General features: G+C 66.6%; 16 protein-coding genes. 13 read left to right on the top strand and 3 right to left on the bottom strand.

Translation table 11 applies throughout. The features are described from left to right. Nucleotides 1-167: 167 nt before the first annotated feature. The 12 genes from AC06FE_RS15225 (at nucleotide 168) to AC06FE_RS15170 (ending at nucleotide 13,228) form a co-directional block, all read left to right on the top strand. Nucleotides 168-1,484, top strand: a complete 1,317-nt coding sequence (locus AC06FE_RS15225) for an amidohydrolase (RefSeq protein WP_132865920.1) — start codon at nucleotides 168-170, stop codon at nucleotides 1,482-1,484. A gap of 47 nt (nucleotides 1,485-1,531) precedes the next feature. After that, nucleotides 1,532-2,395 carry a DUF4261 domain-containing protein gene (locus AC06FE_RS15220; RefSeq protein ID WP_478073516.1) on the top strand — a complete coding sequence of 288 codons (864 nt, stop codon included), beginning with the start codon at nucleotides 1,532-1,534 and terminating at the stop codon, nucleotides 2,393-2,395. Between the two features lie 82 nt (nucleotides 2,396-2,477). Then, nucleotides 2,478-3,290 (top strand): NADPH-dependent 7-cyano-7-deazaguanine reductase QueF, encoded by an 813-nt coding sequence (gene queF / locus AC06FE_RS15215; RefSeq protein WP_313252526.1) that lies wholly within the window; start codon nucleotides 2,478-2,480, stop codon nucleotides 3,288-3,290. Between the two features lie 97 nt (nucleotides 3,291-3,387). Further along, nucleotides 3,388-3,687, top strand: coding sequence for a LysM peptidoglycan-binding domain-containing protein (locus AC06FE_RS15210; RefSeq protein ID WP_132865917.1), 300 nt, complete (start codon nucleotides 3,388-3,390; stop codon nucleotides 3,685-3,687). A gap of 49 nt (nucleotides 3,688-3,736) precedes the next feature. Then, nucleotides 3,737-4,219: a hypothetical protein gene (locus AC06FE_RS15205; RefSeq protein WP_132865916.1), complete on the top strand. Its 483-nt coding sequence runs from the start codon at nucleotides 3,737-3,739 to the stop codon at nucleotides 4,217-4,219. Nucleotides 4,220-4,620: 401 nt separating this feature from the next. Next, nucleotides 4,621-6,852, top strand: coding sequence for an NADP-dependent isocitrate dehydrogenase (locus AC06FE_RS15200; protein ID WP_478073515.1), 2,232 nt, complete (start codon nucleotides 4,621-4,623; stop codon nucleotides 6,850-6,852). A 272-nt stretch (nucleotides 6,853-7,124) separates the two neighbouring features. Continuing rightward, a complete protein-coding gene (locus tag AC06FE_RS15195) occupies nucleotides 7,125-8,090 on the top strand; it encodes a hypothetical protein (protein WP_478073514.1) in 966 nt (321 codons plus the stop codon). Continuing rightward, nucleotides 8,087-8,635 carry a GTP-binding protein gene (locus tag AC06FE_RS15190; RefSeq protein WP_132865913.1) on the top strand — a complete coding sequence of 183 codons (549 nt, stop codon included), beginning with the start codon at nucleotides 8,087-8,089 and terminating at the stop codon, nucleotides 8,633-8,635. The genes AC06FE_RS15195 and AC06FE_RS15190 overlap by 4 nt, the downstream gene beginning before the upstream one ends. Continuing rightward, complete coding sequence (locus tag AC06FE_RS15185) at nucleotides 8,628-9,044, top strand: roadblock/LC7 domain-containing protein (protein ID WP_132865912.1); 417 nt, start codon at nucleotides 8,628-8,630, stop codon at nucleotides 9,042-9,044. The genes AC06FE_RS15190 and AC06FE_RS15185 overlap by 8 nt, the downstream gene beginning before the upstream one ends. 526 nt (nucleotides 9,045-9,570) lie before the next feature. Then, entirely contained in the window at nucleotides 9,571-11,301 is a 1,731-nt protein-coding gene (gene aceK / locus AC06FE_RS15180) for a bifunctional isocitrate dehydrogenase kinase/phosphatase (protein ID WP_478073513.1), read from the top strand. 68 nt (nucleotides 11,302-11,369) lie between these two features. After that, nucleotides 11,370-12,248: an energy transducer TonB gene (locus AC06FE_RS15175; RefSeq protein WP_478073512.1), complete on the top strand. Its 879-nt coding sequence runs from the start codon at nucleotides 11,370-11,372 to the stop codon at nucleotides 12,246-12,248. A gap of 89 nt (nucleotides 12,249-12,337) precedes the next feature. Continuing rightward, a complete protein-coding gene (locus AC06FE_RS15170; protein ID WP_478073511.1) occupies nucleotides 12,338-13,228 on the top strand; it encodes an energy transducer TonB in 891 nt (296 codons plus the stop codon). 264 nt (nucleotides 13,229-13,492) lie between these two features. On the opposite strand, the gene AC06FE_RS15165 is transcribed toward AC06FE_RS15170, so the two are convergent. The 3 genes from AC06FE_RS15165 to trxA all read right to left on the bottom strand — a co-directional run bounded on the left by AC06FE_RS15165 (nucleotide 13,493) and on the right by trxA (nucleotide 17,000). Beyond that, complete coding sequence (locus AC06FE_RS15165; RefSeq protein WP_192287862.1) at nucleotides 13,493-14,329, bottom strand: class I SAM-dependent methyltransferase; 837 nt, start codon at nucleotides 14,327-14,329, stop codon at nucleotides 13,493-13,495. A 360-nt stretch (nucleotides 14,330-14,689) separates the two neighbouring features. After that, the gene (gene rho / locus AC06FE_RS15160; protein WP_478073542.1) at nucleotides 14,690-16,381 is read right to left on the bottom strand and encodes a transcription termination factor Rho; all 1,692 of its coding nucleotides are present in this window, start codon (nucleotides 16,379-16,381) and stop codon (nucleotides 14,690-14,692) included. 289 nt (nucleotides 16,382-16,670) lie between these two features. Beyond that, the gene (gene trxA, locus AC06FE_RS15155) at nucleotides 16,671-17,000 is read right to left on the bottom strand and encodes a thioredoxin TrxA (RefSeq protein ID WP_132865896.1); all 330 of its coding nucleotides are present in this window, start codon (nucleotides 16,998-17,000) and stop codon (nucleotides 16,671-16,673) included. Between the two features lie 196 nt (nucleotides 17,001-17,196). Here trxA and rhlB point away from each other — a divergent pair, with 196 nt between their 5' ends. Continuing rightward, complete coding sequence (rhlB, locus tag AC06FE_RS15150) at nucleotides 17,197-18,861, top strand: ATP-dependent RNA helicase RhlB (protein ID WP_446539806.1); 1,665 nt, start codon at nucleotides 17,197-17,199, stop codon at nucleotides 18,859-18,861. Nucleotides 18,862-18,952 lie beyond the last annotated feature (91 nt).

Here is an 18,952-nt window from a genome sequence, read left to right as displayed (position 1 = left end):
CGGCCGTCATGGTCCCGGCAGTGCCGAGCCACGCACGGCGCGAGTCTTCCGGTCACGCCCCGGCGGCGCACGGCCCCGCGCTACCGTCCACCGACGGGTCCGCCCGCCGCGCATCGCCCCGGTTCTGGCTTACAGTCCCCCAACGCTCCCTTTCCAAGGAATTGCCGATGGCCCGCACGACCGTGTTGCTGACCGCGCTGCTGTGCGCCCTCTCCCCGCTGGCGCAGGCCCAGCAGGCACAACGCCCGGAAGTGGCGGAGGCGGCCAGGCGGCTGCAGCAGCAGGTAGTGGACTGGCGTCGCGATTTCCACGAACACCCCGAGCTCTCCAACCGCGAGGAGCGCACCGCCGCCAAGGTCGCCGAGCGCCTGCGCGCGATGGGCCTGCAGCCGAAGACCGGTGTTGCCGTGCACGGCGTGGTGGCGATCATCAAGGGCGGCCTGCCGGGCCCGAAGATCGCCCTGCGTGCCGACATGGACGCGCTGCCGGTCACCGAGCAGACCGGCTTGCCGTTCGCTTCCAGGGCCAAGGCCGAGTACCGCGGCGAGCAGGTCGGGGTGATGCACGCCTGCGGCCACGATGCCCATACCGCCACCCTGCTGGGCGTGGCCGACGCGCTGGTGGCCATGCGCGACCGCTTGCCGGGTGAAGTGATGCTGATCTTCCAGCCGGCCGAGGAAGGCGCACCGCCGCCGGAGCAGGGCGGCGCCGACCTGATGCTCAAGCAGGGCCTGTTCAAGGACTTCAAGCCCGAGGCCGTGTTCGGGCTGCACGTGTTCTCCAGCGTCCAGGCCGGGCAGATCGCGGTGCGCGGCGGCCCGCTGATGGCGGCCTCGGACCGCTTCTCGATCACCGTCAACGGCCGCCAGACCCACGGCTCGGCACCGTGGAACGGGATCGACCCGATCGTCGCCGCCTCCGACCTGATCGGCACCGCGCAGACCATCGTCAGCCGCCGCGCCAACCTGTCCAGGCAGCCGGCGGTGCTGACCGTCGGCGCGATCAAGGGCGGCATCCGCTACAACATCATCCCCGACTCGGTGGAGATGGTCGGCACAATCCGCACCTTCGATGCGGACATGCGCCGGCAGATCTTCGCCGACCTGCGCAACGTCGCCGAGCACACCGCCGCCGCGCACGGCGCCACCGCCGTGACGGACATCTACGAGAACGACGGCAACCCGGCCACGGTCAACGACCCGGCCCTGACCGCGCGCATGCTGCCCAGCCTGCAGGCGGTGGTGGGCACGGACAACGTCTACGAGCCGCCGCTGCAGATGGGCTCGGAGGACTTCTCGCTGTATGCCCAGCAGGTGCCGGCGATGTTCTTCTTCGTCGGCTCGACGTCCCCGGGCATCGACCCGGCGACCGCGCCCAGCAACCATTCGCCGAAGTTCCTGCTCGATGAAAAGGCGCTGGACGTCGGCCTGCGCGCGCTGCTTCAGGTGTCGCTGGACTACCTGCACGGTGGCAAGGCTGGCTGACTCCCGGTAGTGTCGTGCCCCCCTCGACACGGAAGAAGGACACTCCCATGAGCGCCAGCCTGGCCATGCTGCTGCAATCGCAGCTTGATCCCACGCTCACCGCCGACGCCCTGCTGGCGCAGATGCGCAGCGATTGGCCCGACCTGGACCCGTCGCTGCTGCGGCTGGGCGAGATGCCCGCCGAGGACGGCCAGGACAAGGCGGCCGGCGGCGACGAGTCGCCGATGCAATGCCTGGAGTACGGCGATGCGCTGATCGCGCTGATGCCGATCCCGGTGCAGATCGGCGACGACATCGACCAGATCTGCGCGCACAGCCGGCTGTGGCCCGACGCCACGCCGGCGCCGGTGGATTACGCCGCGCACACCATCGTCACCGTGATGGCGTTCGGCCAGGACGGCCAGGACACCAACCTGGTCGCCCAGGCCGCGCTGCTCAGCCGCGTGCTGGCCTCGGCCATCGCCCTGTCCGACAGCATCCAGGCGGTGTATTTCGGCAGTGCCAACCACGTGGTGCTGCCGGGCCTGTTCCGTGAACTGACCCAGGCCACCCTGCCCGAGCCGATGCCGATCGCCTGGGTGGCGATCAACGTCGGTGAGCGCCCGGACGGGGTGATGACCGGCCATACCCGTGGCATGGACATGCTGGGGCTGATGGATATCGAGATTCCCGAGACCCAGGACAGTGCCGAGGAGGTGTTCGGCCGGCTCACCGGGATCGTCGATTACCTGGTCGAGAACGGCATGGTCATCAGCGATGGCGACACCCTTGGGGCGACCGCCGAGGAGCGCATCCGCGTCGTCTACGGCCCCTCGGCGCTGGACCCGGAACGGCAGGTGATGCGCCTGCAGAGCGAGGAAGTGCCGCAGGCCAAGCCGGGCACGTCGTGGTGGAAGCGGCTGCTGAACTGAACCTGCGCCTGGGGTGGGGTGTGCAGTGAAAGCGGGTGTCGGTAAATCCGCCGCTCAAACTGCTGCCCCTACAATGGCGCCGATGAATACCCCCCAAGATTCCAGCCTCGGCCGCGAGGTCGACTACCCCCGCCAGTACGACGCCAGCCTGCTGTTCCCGATCCCCCGTGCCGGGGCCCGCGCGGAAATCGGCCTGGGCGGCGGCCTGCCTTTCCACGGCGAAGACCGCTGGCACGCCTATGAACTGGGCTGGCTGGACGCCCGCGGCAAGCCGTGCGTGGAGACGTTGACCCTGTGGGTGCCGGCGACCTCGCCGAACCTGATCGAGTCCAAGTCGCTCAAGCTGTACCTGAACTCGCTCAACAACGCGCGCTTCAACCGGCCCGAGGCGGTGCGCGAGCGCATCGCCACCGACCTGTCGGCCTGCGCCGGCGCCGACGTGCGGGTCGAGTTCGGCCTGCCGGCCTTCGCCGGGGCGGACGGTGAGTCCGTGGACCACGTTGACGTGGACATCGACTGCTACGGGCCGCCGGACGCCGGCTTCCTGCTGGCCGACGCCGGCACGTTGGTCGAGGAGACCCTGACCTCGGCCCTGCTCAAGTCCAACTGCCCGGTCACCGGCCAGCCGGACTGGGCCAGCGTCAGCATCCGCTACCACGGGCCGCGCATCGACCGCGAAGGCCTGCTGCGCTACCTGGTCAGCTACCGCGACCATGCCGAGTTCCACGAGCAGTGCGTGGAGCGCATCTTCCTGGACCTGCAGCGCCGCTGCGGCCCAGCCTCGCTGGAGGTGGAGGCCCGCTATACCCGCCGTGGCGGCCTGGACATCAATCCGCGCCGGGCCAGCCCGGACCGGACCGCCGCCACCGCGCCGATCCGCGACCTGCGTCAATGAACATTCAGCCCCGTACGCTGGTTTTTACACGGCCGAGATAAAACCTTAACAGGCGGCGTGTAATCGTGGTCGCCAGTCAAGAAGCGGAGTGGCTTGGATGGGTACCGACAAGAAGGCGGATTTCTCTGACGTTTCTGCCTCCGTCACCAGTACGGAGCAGATCGTGCAGAAAGCGGACTTTTCAGACGTGACCGCATCGGTGACCAGCACCGAGCAGATCGTGAGCGAGCAGCAGTACACGGTGCAGAAGGGTGACAACCTTTCCAAGATCGCCAAACACCTGCTCGGCGACGCCAACGCGTGGAAGCAGATCTTCGAGGCCAACCGGGATGCGCTGGACGACCCGGACAAGATCTTCCCCGGCCAGGTCCTCAGGATTCCGCCGCGCCAGGCCTGATGCAGCCCCGTTTCCGCTGTCCAAAACCAAACACATACCGGAGCAATCCATGAAGAAGACTTCGCTCAGCAGTGCCCTGATGATCGCTGTGATCGGCGCCGTCGCGCTGGTCGGTTGCAAGAAGAAGGAAGAGGAAGCCGCACCGCCGCCGCCGGCCGCCAGCACCCCGGCTCCGGCCCCGGCTCCGATGGCTGAACCGGCTGCGCCGGCGTTGTCCGTCACCTCGGTGACGGTGGGCAACACCGTTGCCGCCGACCAGTCCGTGGCGCCGGTGGCCATGCTCGGCACCAAGGACAAGATCGTCGTCTCGGTGAAGACCAGTGGCACCGCCAACAATGTCACCGTCGGCGCCAAGCTGACCTACCAGGACGGCCAGGTGGCCGGCGAGCAGAGCGCGACGCTCAATGCCACCGACACCGGCACCACCAATGTCGAGTTCACCAAGCCCAGCGGCTGGCCGGCAGGCAAGTACACCGCCGACGTGACCGTTGATGGCAAGTCGGCTGGCTCGCAGCAGTTCGAAGTGAAGTGAGGTAGGGCGTCCACCGGCGCACTCTCTCCCGCCGGTGGTACGCATGGGCGCAGCCGATTGGCTGCGCCTTTTTTATGCGCCGCTTCCGGCCGCACGCCACCGCGCCTGCGCGTCCGCCGGGCCTGTCCCGGGACAACCGCATCGGTTGCAGCTGAGACCAGCAGCGTGCACCGGGCCGTGATGCAAGGCACGCCAAGGCCTGCGCACGGTTGCATTGGAAACGCCGCGATCATCCCTACGTTTGCGTATGGCGCGCTTTTGCCGGACCCGGGTGAAAACGCGACAATGCAAAGGTTTCCCCACGGCGGCCCGGCCCGGGGCCGGGCATTGCCCGCGCCCGCTGCACCGGCCACCCCCGTTCACCACGCAACGCATCCGTCAGCAAGAGAGTTCCTGCCCCCATGTCGAATACGCCGAAGATCATCTACACGCTCACCGACGAAGCTCCGTTCCTGGCGACCCAGTCGCTGCTGCCGATCGTCGATGCCTATACCGCCACCGCCGGTATCTCGGTCGAGACCCGTGACATCTCCCTGTCCGGCCGCATCCTGTCGCAGTTCCCGGACTACCTGAAGGACGGCCAGCAGATCAGCGACGACCTGGCCGAGCTGGGCGAGCTGGCGACCCAGCCGGACGCCAACATCATCAAGCTGCCCAACATCTCCGCCTCGGTGCCGCAGCTCAAGGCCGCCATCAAGGAGCTGCAGGACCAGGGCTACGTGCTGCCGAACTACCCGGACGCACCCACCGACGACGTCTCGCGCGACATCAAGGCGCGCTATGACAAGGTCAAGGGCAGCGCGGTGAACCCGGTGCTGCGCGAAGGCAACTCCGACCGCCGTGCGCCGCTGTCGGTCAAGAACTACGCCCGCAAGCACCCGCACCGCATGGGCGCGTGGAGCGGCGATTCCAAGTCGCACGTCGCCCACATGGACGGCGGTGACTTCTACGGCAGCGAGAAGTCGGCCACCCTGGCCAACGCTGGCAACCTGAAGATCGAGCTGGTCCAGAACGATGGCAAGACCGTCGTGCTGAAGGAAAAGACCGCGGTCAAGGCCGGCGAGATCGTCGACGCCTCGGTGATGAGCCGCAAGGCGCTGGCCAGCTTCATCGACGCCCAGGTGGCCGATGCCAAGGCGCAGGGCGTGCTGTTCTCGCTGCACCTGAAGGCGACGATGATGAAGGTCTCCGACCCGATCATGTTCGGCGTGGTGGTGGAGGAGTTCTACAAGGACGTGCTGGCCAAGCACGCCGCCGCCCTGAAGGAAGTCGGTTTCGACGCCAACAACGGCATCGGCGACCTGTACGCGCGCCTGCCGCAGCTGCCCGAAGCCACCCAGGAAGCGATCAAGGCCGACATCGCCGCCGAATACGCCAAGCGCCCGGCCGTGGCCATGGTCAACTCCGACAAGGGCATCACCAACCTGCACGTGCCGTCGGACGTGATCGTCGACGCCTCGATGCCGGCGATGATCCGCGACTCGGGCAAGATGTGGAACGCCGAAGGCAAGCTGCAGGACACCAAGGCCGTCATCCCGGACCGCTGCTACGCCGGCGTGTACCAGGCGGTGATTGAAGACTGCAAGGCACACGGTGCGTTCGACCCGGCCACGATGGGCTCGGTGCCGAACGTCGGCCTGATGGCGCAGAAGGCCGAGGAGTACGGCTCGCACGACAAGACCTTCCAGATCCCGGCCGATGGCGTGGTCACCGTCACCGACGACGCCGGCAACGTGGTGTTCGAGCACACCGTGGAAGCCGGTGACATCTGGCGCATGTGCCAGACCAAGGACGCGCCGATCCAGGACTGGGTGAAGCTGGCCGTGTCCCGCGCCCGCCTGAGCAGCACCCCGGCGGTGTTCTGGCTGGATGCTGCCCGCGCCCACGACGCGCAGGTGATCGCCAAGGTCGAGCGCTACCTCAAGGACCATGACACCAACGGCCTGGACATCCGCATCCTGTCGCCGGTGGAAGCCACCGCGTTCTCGCTGGAGCGCATCCGCAAGGGCCAGGACACCATCTCGGTGACCGGCAACGTGCTGCGCGACTACCTCACCGACCTGTTCCCGATCCTGGAGCTGGGCACCAGCGCCAAGATGCTGTCGATCGTGCCGCTGATGGCCGGCGGTGGCCTGTTCGAGACCGGCGCCGGTGGTTCGGCCCCGAAGCACGTGCAGCAGTTCGTCGAAGAGGATTACCTGCGCTGGGATTCGCTGGGCGAGTTCCTGGCCCTGGCCGCGTCGCTGGAGCACCTGGCCCAGCGCTACGACAACAAGGCCGCCGCCGTGCTGGCCAAGGCGCTGGACGAGGCCAACGGCACGTTCCTGGACAACGACCGCTCGCCGGGCCGCAAGCTCGGCACCATCGATAACCGCGGCAGCCATTTCTACCTGGCCATGTACTGGGCGCAGGCCCTGGCCGAGCAGAACGACGACGCTGCGCTGAAGGCCAGGTTCGCACCGCTGGCCGAGGCGCTGGCCGGCAACGAGCAGACCATCGTCGACGAACTGGTCGCGGTGCAGGGCAAGGCCGTGGACATCGGCGGCTACTACCGCCCGGACCTGGCCAAGGCCGGCCCGGCGATGCGCCCGAGCGCCACCTTCAATGCGGCGCTGGCCAAGCTGAAGGGTTGAGTGATGTGAAGCGCGACGACGCCTTTCAGTAGCGGCCGTTACACAAGCCGCTGCGGGCGTCAGCACGTAAGAGAAGCCTGCATCCGTTGTCGGATGCAGGCTTCTTTCATTTTGGTTACCGCCTACGCATGCCTACGACGAACGTATAGGCGTGAAAGACTTCCTGACAAATCGAACTGTGGGAGCAGTCACCCTTTCACAGCCGGCATCTGGCATAGCCTCATTGGACTGCCATGGAAATGCATGACGCACGGCGTCGAAAGGGGACAGGCATGACCAGAGTGCTGGTGGTGGGCTCTGACAACCGTGAAGAGCAGGTATTGCTCGGCCGGTTGCGCAAGGCTGCGGGGTTGCCGCCGGAGGCGCTGCAACGCTGCGTGGACCTGGATCAATGCGACCTGTTGCTGGTGCGCGACACACCGGCACTGCGCAGCGCGGCATTGCACATGGCCAGCAAGCGGCCATCGATGCGGCTGTGGATGCACGACGACGACGGTGCCGTACACGATGGACGCGCGGCCACGCCGGTGTTCCTGGACGACCAGCAGATCCAGTCCGCGCTCGCCCCCCGGGTCGATGTCACCACCGATGGCCTGTACCTGGCCAGCGGCGCCAAGCAGGTCACCCGCCTGTTGCGGCAGCGCCTGCAGGAGCGCAAAGGCCGGGCGCTGCTGACGCTGCAGGGCCAGCCGCAACTGCTGATCGATTTCGAGCATGACCAGGCCGTCCCGCTCTACCTGCACCCCGGCGCGGGACCGACGCTGGCCCAGCAACTGGGCGAACTGCTTGAACTGCTCGCCTTGCAGGAGCTCTCGCCGGCGCGCTACGAGGCATTGGCCGAAAACCTGTCGCGGCAGCCGCTGCGGCCGTTGCTGTGGCAGATGGCGCAGCACGGCGACTACTGGAGCGATTTCGAACGCCGCCTCCAGCAGAACGCGCAGATGCACCTGCTGCGCTGGCCGGATTTCCGTGTCCTGGCCCACCAGCACGATGGGTTCCGGCTGTGCTCGTTGCTGTTGAAGAAGCCGTGCAGCCTGATCGAGTGCACCCAGCTGCTGGACCTGGACATCAATGCCACGCGGGCGTTCATGCGCTCGGCCTACCTGTGTGGCTACGCCGAGGTGAAGGTGCCGGTCGATGCACCGCCACCGGTGCCGGTGGCGCAGAAGCACGGTGCCAGTGCGTTGCTGGCCAGGATGTGGCGCAGCGTCCGCGGCCGCACGGGAATGCATGCATGATCGAGCACAAGATCGTTGTCCTCGGGGCCATGGGCGCCGGCAAGTCCACCCTGGTGCGTGCGGTGGCCGGTGGCACCGTGATCGATACCGACGTGCTCAACACCGACGTCAGTTCGTCCAAGCTGGCCACCACCGTGGCCATGGACTATGCCGACGTGAGCCTGCCCAACGGCGACCGCCTGCGCCTGTACGGTACGCCGGGACAGGAGCGTTTCTCCTTCATCTGGCCGGTGCTGCTGCAGGGCGCGCGCGGCGTGGTGATCCTCGCCGATGCCTCCAGCCCGGAGGTGGCGACCGAACTGGATACCTACCTGCGCACGCTGCGCACCCATGCCGACCGGGTTCCGGCGGTGGTGGGCGTGTCCAAGTTCGACCTGGTACCCGACGTGGACCTGGATGCGTGCCAGCTGCGCGTGCAGGAGGTGGCCGGGCGCCCGCTGCCCCTGGTGCCGTTCGATGCGCGTTCGGAAGACGAAGTGATGATGTTGATGGACGTGTTGATGGGCGAAGTGGAAGCGGCGGCACTGGTCGAAGCACATGGGTGAACCAAGGGGGGTAGCGGTGCTGGAGGACTGGGAAGTCACGGCGGTGGATGCCCGGCTCAGGGAGTTCACCGAATCGGTGGATGGCGTGCGTGCGGCGGTGGTGGCCAGCGTGGACGGTTTCGCCCTGGCCCAATCGGCCACGCAGCAGTCCAGTGGCGAGCGGTTGGCGGCGATGACCAGCGCGATGCTGGCGCTGGCCAGCGCGGTGGGTCGCGAGCTGTCGCTGGGCACGATGGAAGTGCTGATGCTGGAAGCCAGCGAAGGCAAGGTGCTGATGCAGTCGATCCCGCTGGCGCGTGGTTCGCTGTTGCTGATGGCCGCCTGCGGCCAGCGCAGCGTGATCGGCCACGTGCTGTGGAGCGCCCGCGAATGCGGTCGCAAGATCCAGGCGGAGTTGTCCAGCGGCTGAGCGCTGGAGCCCGCGGTGGTGGCGAGCCGGTACGCCTGATGACGCACGGACCGCCCCCTCCCTTTGCTGCTGGCGAAGGGAAGGAGGGCATTTAGTGCGGTGTGGGCATCCCGGCTCCGCGCCCGAGGGAGCTCCTACGGTGGCGGCGGGCCATCAGGCCCGACGACGCGCGGATTACCCCCTCCCTTTGCCGCAGGCAAGGAGAGGGCGGGGGAGGGGTGCCTTTCGCGCGATGTGGACTTCCAGGCTTCGCGTCCAAGAACGCTCCTACGGTTGCGGCGTGCCATCAGTCCCGACGATGCGCGGATTACCCCCTCCCTTTGCCGCAGGCAAGGAGAGGGCGGGGGAGGGGTTGCCTTTCGCGCGACGTGGACTTCCCTGCTTCACGCCCAAGGACGCCTCCGCCGGGCGGGCGCCCTGTCGCGGGAGGCGTGCGGTGTCGTATGGTCATGTCCATCCCCCCTCCGGCGACAGCCATGCGATCCCATCTTCTCCCTGCAGTCCGTGCATTGCCGGAGCGACCGTGATGAATGCAACGGTCATCGATGCCGCCCTGGCGGACAACCTTGCCCAAGGCATCGCCACGGGGTTCGAGGACTACCACCAGGGCTTCGCCGACATTACCCGTCGTGCGCGCACGCGCTTCCAGACACGCGACTGGAGCGCAGCCAGGACGGATGCGGTGGAACGCATCGAGCTGTACGACGTCTGCGTGGCACGCTGCCGGGCGCAACTGCAGGCGTTGCTGGCCGGCATCCCGCCCACGCAGGCGCTGTGGCGGGAAGTGAAGCAGTGCTTCGACGCACGGGTTTCATCGCGCATCGATGGCGAGCTGTACAAGACGTTCTACAACACCCTGACCCGGCGCCTGTTCGGTACCCATGGCGTGGATGACGACATCGAGTTCATGGCGCTGGACATCGAGCCGTCCGATGCCATCACCCACCCGGTTGCGCGTCACGTCTACGCCGTTTCCGAAGCGCGTCCGGCCGATGCGTTCTCGCGCCTGCTCGCCGACTATGCCTTCGACGTGCCCTACCAGCACCGCCTGCGCTGCGCTGCGGCCATCGCGGTGCGCCTGCAGGACGACCTCGCCCATTGGGGCACGTACCCGGTGCGTGCCATCGAACTGCTGGAGACCGTGTTCTACCGCGAGCGCCGTGCATACCTGGTCGGACGCGTGTTCGGTGAGCACCGCTTCTCGCCCTGCGTGATCGCGCTGGTCAACGGGGAGGAAGGCGTCCGCGTGGAAGCGGTGCTGAGCCGACGCCGCGACGTGGCGCACCTGTTCGGTGTCTCGCGCAGCTACTTCCAGGCCGACCTGCCCACCGTCGCCGACGCGGTGGTGTTCCTGCGCAGCATCCTGCCGGGCAAGCCGGTCGATGAGATCTACACCGTGCTGGGCCGCGCCAAGCAGGGCAAGACCGAGCGCTATCGCACCTTCTTCAGCCATTTCCAGCAGCATGCCAACGAGCGGCTGGTGCATGCCGAAGGCACCCCCGGCATGGTGATGGCGGTGTTCACGCTGCCGAGCTATCCGCTGGTCTTCAAGCTGATCCGCGACCGCTTCGCCTGGCCCAAGACCATGAGCCGGCAGGACGTGGAGGAGAAGTACGCGCTGGTCTTCAACCTGGATCGCATCGGTCGCCTGCTCGACGCCCAGCCCTATCGCCACCTGCGCTTCCCGGTCAGCCGCTTCGCGCCGGAACTGCTCGATGAGCTGGTCAACCAATGCAGCCACAGCGTGCAGGTCGAAGGCGGCGACGTGGTGATCGCGCTGTGCTACGTGCAGCGCCGTTTCCGGCCCCTCAACCTCTACCTGCGCGAGCAGGGCAGTGAAGCCGCCCGCGCCGCGGCGTTGGACTACGCGCAGGCCATCCGTGACATGGCCTGCAACAACATCTTTCCCGGCGACATGTTGCTGAAGAACTTCGGTGTCTCCCGGCACGGGCGCGCGGTGTTCTACGACTACGACGAGTTGTGCCTGGTCACCGACTGCAACTTCCGGGCCTGGCCAACACCGCGCAGCGAGGAGGAGGCCATGGCCAGCGAGCCGTGGTTCCACGTCGCGCCCAACGACGTGTTCCCGGAACGTTTCGCGTTGTTCATGGGCCTGCCCCGCGCATTGCTGGACGTGGTGCAGGAGCGCTACGGCGAGCTGTTCGAGCCACCGTGGTGGCAGGGGCTGCAACAGGGCTTCGGCAGGGGCGAGTTCCCGGACACACCGCCGTATCCGCGCGCGCTGCGCGTGGCCTGAGGGGGCATTGCGGCCGGGCGATGCCTACGCTGTAATCCGCCGACCAAGGGGATCCAACGGGGTGGGCTATGCGTGGCAGGTTCAGTGCGTGGGTGATGGTGGCCGGGGTGTTGCTGGGCATGTCCGGCGCCGGTATGGCAGCGGGAGGCAGCAGCATTTCGGAAGTGCGCGAGCGGGTCGAGCGCAGCATGCTTGTCAAGGGGGAGCTGCTGCTCAGCGAGGAGGGTACGGTGACCGCGTTGCAGTTGGACCAGGAGGAGGCGCTGCCGCCGGCGATCGTCGATTACGTGCGTGCCACGGTATTGCCATGGCGGTTCGAGCCGGTTCGCGAGCTGGGTCAGCCGGTGCGAGCGAAGGTGCCCGTCAGTCTGCGGGTAGTGGCCAAGCAACGGGACGACGGCAATTTCGACGTGGTACTGCGCGGGGTGAACTTCATCGGCAACGGCAAGGGTGATCCGCGCCGTCTCTCCAGTGATGGCATGAACCCGCCGCGCTTTCCGCGCGACGCGTTCTTTGCCGGTGCCAGTGGCAGCGTCTACCTGCGCGTGCGGGTAGGCCGTGATGGCAAGGTGACGCAGGCGTTCGCCGAGCAGGTGAACCTGAAGTTCATCAGCCGCGAGCGGGATCAGCAGAAGTTCCGCCAGGTGTTTGCCCGGACTGCGACCGCGCAGGCGCTCAAATGGAGCTTCCGCACGCCAACGGAAGGCGAGTACGCCGGTCGGCCGTACTGGGACATCTGGGTGCCGGTGGACTACTCGATCGGCGATGGGGCGGGGGCAGGTTATGGCCATTGGCAGATCTACGTGGCCGGCCCCATCGAGCGTGCGCCGTGGGCGGATTCGGCCACGCAGGCGTGGTTCTCGCTGGATGCCTTGGAGGACGGTGGCGTCTACATGGCCGACGGCAACGGCGGTCCGCGCCTGCTGACCCCGCTGCAAGGCGGTTGAGCAACCGACAGGTATCCCGGCGTGGCGTGATTGATGCGGTCATCGGGTTTGCGTTGTAATCGGGGCACTTCAATCTCAAGGATGTGAGCATGAACGTTCGAATCGGCGCGTTGGGCCTGGCCGGGGTGTTGTTGCTGGGCCTTCCCGCGCTGGTGGTTGCCGAGCCGTCGCCGGGAAGCGTGGCGCAGGTCCGCCAGCAGGTGGAAAGCAGCATGCTGGTCAGTGGCGATGTGCATATCGAGACCGATGGATCGGTGTCCGGGTTGCTGCTCCGCCAGGAGGAGACGTTGCCCGAGGGCGTGGTCAAGCTGGTGCGCGACAGTGCGCTGCAGTGGCGTTTCGAACCCATCGTCATGGACGGGAAGCCGGTCCGCGCGGTGGCACCGATGAGCCTGCGGGTGGTCGCGCGCAAGCTGGAGGGCGGCAGCTACGAGGTCAGCCTGCGTGGGGTGAGCTTCCAGAAGTACGACTCCACCGATCCGCAGAACGTCGCAAGCATCCAGATGAACCCGCCGCGGTATCCCGAGTTGGCCTTCCGCGCAGGCGCAACCGGCAGCGTCTACCTGCTGGTGAAGGTTGGCCGCGACGGAAAGGTCGAGGATGCCTTCGCCGAGCAAGTGAACCTGACCTTCCTCAGCCGTGAATCCGACCAGCGGCGTTTCCGCGAGGTGCTGGCCCGCAATGCGATAGCGGCGGCGAAGGGCTGGACGTTCCGGGTCCCCACCGAAGGCGACGTCGCCTCGCGGCCCTATTGGAACGTGCGCGTGCCGATCAATTACGCGATGGACCGCGGCCGGGACAAGGGGGCCGAAACCTATGGTCGCTGGGTCAGCTACGTGGCCGGCCCGCGTGAGCGTGCGCCCTGGCGCACGGAAGACCGCAACGTGGAGACCTCACCCGACAGCCTGGCCGAAGGCGGCGTCTACATGGCCGACCGCAACACCGGCCCGCGCCTGCTGACCCCGCTGCAGGGCGGCTGATCGCTGGCAGGAGCGGCCTCGGCCGCGAAGCCCGACGAGAATCATCGGCTTGGCGGCCAGATTTGTTCCTGCGTGGTTGAGGTGCCAGGAGTCGCCGGTTTTGCTGCCGGGGCCGCTCTTTCCGGGAAAACAGAAAGCCCCGCTTGCGCGGGGCTTTCTGTGGCGGCCAATCCCGAGGGATCAGCGCTTCATCGAACCGAAGAAATCGTCGTTGGACTTGGTGTTCTTCATCTTGTCCAGCAGGAACTCCATCGCGGCGATCTGCTACCCGGCCCGTGCCGTAACGGGAGCACCCAGTCGGTGACGGTGAATGATGCCCCATTGCGGGTGATCAGTATCGTGCAGTTTGATATCGGTGAAACCCATTTCGCCAAGCAATCTCATCAGATCGTTGAATGCGTAGATTCTCAATTCAAGGGTTGAACCATCACCGCCGTGAAAGCACAGATCGGAAAACCGTTGCTCGCGGCCGTCCCTGGTGACATTGACGAGCACTCTATCCGTGCCCTTGCCCTCGATCCGATAGTCATGGAGTTCGGGGAAGTGCTCGACTGTGCCCCCTTCGAACGTGTATGGCACCGTGAGCGCGAGAAGGCCGCCGGGCTTGAGCAACATGCGCAGGTTGCCGAGTGCGCGTTCGCAGGGGCCGTCCACGTGTTCCATGACATCGGAGCTGACCACAAAGTCGTATTGCCCGATGTAGTGTGGATCAGGAGAGCGGATGTCGAGCCTCGGTTGGGTATGGAAGAATGTATTGAGGTAGTCGAACTTGCGCCGTAGGCCGGCTGCATACACATTCGCATCGCTCATGCCTATTCCCTTGATGCTCTTTCGCTTTGGGAGGCGCTCAAGTACTTGAATCTGATGAGTGTTGTCCAGCTCGGTCTGGAAGGCCGCCATGATGGCGCGAAACCGCATTGACGAACCGCAGGCCGGGCAGCTCGGTGCCTCCCTGTCCGAGAGAGCCTCACGCGATGCCTTGAGGCGAAATCCGCAGATGTTGCACGCGGGCTTCTCAATCGATGGTTTCGCTTGTGGAAAAGCATAGGGACGGACGCTGCTCAATGTGCGTCGAGCGAGGCGGCGGCAGGCAGCGTACACGGCGATTCCAAAGGTGCTTGTCTCACTTAATCTATCGCAAGTCATTTGTGTGGAACAGAGGGCATGTTCCGTCGACGACTGAAGAATGGAGGAGGTCTCGGTGGTTGTTGCAATCGCCGTTAGCGCAGCATGTGAGCAATGGTTCGGCCAGATTGTGGGTTGCTATTGGTGGCCATGCTGCCAAAGCACACTCGGCAGGCAGCGATGCAGGGACAGGAAGACCTATGCCCAGCGTCATTTGGGAGGTGGTTCGATAAGCTTTCTCCAGATATTTCAGGGGATGCCAGTGTGTCACTCGGCAATAAGCAGAAAGGCCCCGGATATCCGGGGCCTTTCTGCTTCCGAGGGCATTCTCGGGTGTTACCGCTTCATCGAACCGAAGAACTCGTCGTTGGACTTGGTGTTCTTCATCTTGTCCAGCAGGAATTCCATCGCGGCGATTTCGTCCATCGGGTGCAGCAGCTTGCGCAGGATCCAGATCTTCTGCAGCAGCTCCGGCTCGATCAGCAGGTCTTCGCGGCGGGTGCCGGAACGGTTGATGTCGATGGCCGGGTAGACGCGCTTCTCGGTGATGCGACGGTTCAGGTGCACTTCGCTGTTGCCGGTGCCCTTGAATTCTTCGTAGATCACCTCGTCCATCTTTGAGCCGGTTTCAACCAGCGCGGTGGCGATGATGGTCAGCGAGCCGCCTTCTTCAACGTTACGTGCAGCACCGAAGAAACGCTTCGGACGGTGCAGGGCGTTGGCGTCGACACCACCGGTGAGCACCTTGCCGGAGCTGGGCACCACGTTGTTGTAGGCACGGGCCAGGCGGGTGATCGAGTCGAGCAGGATCACCACGTCCTTCTTGTGCTCGACCAGGCGCTTGGCGCGCTCGATCACCATTTCGGCAACCTGCACGTGGCGCGCGGCCGGCTCGTCGAAGGTCGAGGAGACCACTTCGCCGCGCACGGTGCGCTGCATTTCGGTCACTTCTTCCGGACGCTCGTCCACCAGCAGCACGATCAGGTGCACTTCCGGGTGGTTGGTGGTGATGGCCGTGGCGATCTGCTGCATCATCATCGTCTTGCCGGCCTTGGGCGGCGAAACGATCAGGGCGCGCTGGCCCTTGCCCTGCGGTGCCATCAGGTCGAGGATGCGGCCGGTGATGTCTTCGGAGGAGCCATTGCCGCGCTCCAGGGTGAAGCGCTTGCGCGGGAACAGCGGGGTCAGGTTCTCGAACAGCACCTTGTTCTTCGATGCTTCGATCGGCTCACCGTTGATGGTGTCCACGATCGACAGCGCGAAGTAGCGCTCGCCGTCCTTCGGGAAGCGGATGCGGCCGGACAGGTGGTCGCCGGTGCGCAGGTTGAAGCGGCGGATCTGGCTGGGCGAGATGTAGGTGTCGTCCGGGCCGGCCAGGTAGCTGGCCTCGGCCGCGCGCAGGAAGCCGAAGCCGTCCGGCAGGATTTCCAGCACGCCGTCGGCGGCGACGCCGTCGCCGTGGCGGGTCAGCACCTTCAGCAGCGCGAAGATCACGTCCTGCTTGCGGGCACGGGCCACGCCTTCGGAGATCTGCAGCTGCTCGGCGATTTCCAGCAGCTTCTGCGCCGGCATCCGCTTCAGGTCGCTCAGCGAGTAGACCGGGAAGCCTTCCGGCACGCTCGGCATCGGGCGCGGTGCGTAGTTCTCGTTGCCGCCCTCGTTGGGCATGCCGTTGTCGTCGCGGAAGCGGTTGTTGCGATCGCGGTCGCGGCGGTTGCGGAAACGGTCGCGGCGGTTGCCCTGGCCCTGCTGCTGGCCCTGGCCACCCTGCTGCCCGTTCGGGTTGTTGTGGCGCTGCGGGTTGTTGCCGTCACCGCGCGGCTCGCCGCCTTCCTGGCCGCCGGAGGCGTTGCCGGAAGTGGCCGGGCTGTCGTTGCCACCCGCAGCGGGCGCCGGGGCGGAAGATTCCTGGGCAACCGGAGCCGGCGTCGGTGCGGCGGGCGGCAGCGGCAGTGCGGGCTGGGCCGGAGCGGGGGCGGCGTTGGTATCGCTGCCCTCGGTGGCCTTGGCAACACGCGGCTTGCGCACGCGCTTCTCGACGGGCGCGTCGGGGCTCCCGGTTTCGGAAGGAGTGTTCTCGGACAAGTGCTTGATTCCTCTCGCTAAGACGTGCGAGCGCCCTGGGGGCGGCGAACTGGTTGGGAGTGATCCGGTCGAGAACCCGGCCGGAGGGTGCGGCATGCGAACGCTGCCGGATAGGACGACACTAACACCGCCGCGCGCGGGGGTGCAAGTTGCCCGGAAACCCTGTTGGGCCGCCGTATTGGCAAGGCCCGCATGGCCCGGCGGCGGAGCGCCACCGGGCCGGGTGGATCGATCAGGCCAGGGCCTTGTCGATCATCTGGCTCAGCTGGCCCTTGCCGACGGCGCCGATCTGGGTGGCCTGGATCTGGCCATCCTTGAACAGCAGCAGCATCGGGATCGAGCGCACGTGGTACTTCACCGCGGTGGCGCGGTTGTCGTCCACGTTCAGCTTGACGATCTTCAGCTTGCCGTCATAGGCGTCGGCCAGCTCGTCCAGCACGGGGGCGATCATCTTGCACGGGCCACACCATTCCGCCCAGAAATCCACCAGGACCGGTTCGCCGGACTGCAGGACGGCGCTGTCGAAGTCGGCGTCGCCGACGTGTAAAACCTTATCGCTCACTTGTGAGTCTCCTGGGTCAATGCGACTGTCGATGCCGGGTTGACCGTCGCATTGCGGTAAACTGGGTTATTGCGCGGACAAAAAGGGTACAGCCCAAGCCGCGCGACCCGGCGCAGGGGCCGCAGTGTGCGACGGTGCCCGTATTGATGCAAGCCGCCCGGCCACACTGGCCGCCTGGCACTACAAAGACAGAATAATGAGCGACAAACCGCTGACCGATGTGACGTTTTCCTCCTTCGAACTGCAGCCAGCATTGCTGGCAGGGCTTGAAGGAGCAGGGTTCACCCGCTGTACCCCGATCCAGGCGCTGACCTTGCCGGTCGCGTTGCCAGGCGGCGACGTGGCAGGGCAGGCACAGACCGGCACCGGCAAGACGCTGGCCTTCCTGGTGGCGGTGGTCAACCGGCTGCTGACCCGGCCGGCGCTGGCCGACCGCAAGCCGGAAGACCCGCGCGCGCTGATCCTGGCGCCGACCCGCGAGCTGGCCATCCAGATCCACAAGGACGCGATGAAGTTCGCTTCCGACTCCGGCCTGCGCTTCGCGCTGGTGTACGGCGGCGTGGACTACGACAAGCAGCGCGAACTGCTGCAGCAGGGCGTGGACGTGATCATCGCCACGCCGGGCCGCCTGATCGACTACGTCAAGCAGCACAAGGTGGTGTCGCTGCACGCCTGCGAGATCTGCGTGCTGGACGAAGCCGACCGCATGTTCGACCTGGGCTTCATCAAGGACATCCGCTTCCTGCTGCGCCGCATGCCCGAGCGCACCACGCGCCAGACCCTGCTGTTCAGCGCCACCCTCAGCCACCGCGTGCTGGAGCTCGCCTACGAGCACATGAACGAGCCGCAGAAGCTGGTGGTGGAGACCGAACACGTCACCGCCGACCGCGTGCGCCAGCGCATCTACTTCCCGGCCGACGAGGAGAAGCTGCCGCTGTTGCTGGGCCTGTTGTCGCGCAGCGAAGGCGCCCGCACCATGGTGTTCGTCAACACCAAGGTGTTCGTCGAGCGCGTCGCGCGCGCGCTGGAGCGGGCCGGCTACCGCGTCGGCGTGCTGTCCGGCGACGTGCCGCAGAAGAAGCGCGAGAGCCTGCTCAACCGCTTCCAGAAGGGCCAGCTGGAAATCCTGGTCGCCACCGACGTGGCCGCCCGCGGCCTGCACATCGACGGCATCAAGTACGTCTACAACTACGACCTGCCGTTCGATGCAGAGGACTACGTGCACCGCATCGGCCGCACCGCGCGCCTGGGCGAGGAAGGCGATGCGATCAGCTTCGCCTGCGAACGCTATGCGATGAGCCTGCCGGACATCGAGGCCTACATCGAGCAGAAGATCCCGGTCGAGTCCGTCACCAGCGAGCTGCTGACCCCCCTGCCGCGCCCGGAGCGCGCGCCGGTGGAAGGCGCCGAGGGTGAGGAGAACGAAAGCGTGGGGGCCATCTTCCGCGAAGCCCGCGAGCAGAAGGCCGCTGACGAGGCCCGTCGTGGTGGTGGCCGTGGCGGCAAGCCCGGCGAGCGCCGTGGCGGTGGCGAGCGTGGTGCCGATGGCCGTCCGCGTCGTGAGCGCAAGCCGCGCGTGGAAGGCGAGCAGGCTGCCGCACCGAAGCCGCCGCGCCCGGACACCGCCAGCAGCGCACCGAATGCATCGGGCACCCCGGCGGTGGAAGGCGAGCGCGCCCCGCGCAAGCGCCGTCGTCGTCGCCACGGGCGTCCGGTCGAAGGTGCCGAGGGCGTGGCCGCACCGGCCGTGGCCAATGCACCGGTGCAGGTACAGGCCAAGTCGATGCGCGGCGGCAGTGACAACGACTCGTTCCTGACCCGCCTGGGCCGCAAGATCCGCCGGATGCTTTCCGGCAGCTGATCGGCCCGGCCCGGGAACGCCGAGCCCTGCTCGGCGCCGGGCAGTGCGGGGATCATGTGCCGGGCATGGCTCGGCACTACCGGGTGCGCTC

The organism is Stenotrophomonas sp. Steno-C18, assembly GCF_056393195.1.
The sequence above is the reverse complement of the archived record's forward strand: the minus strand, read 5'-3'. Positions and strand labels throughout refer to the sequence as shown.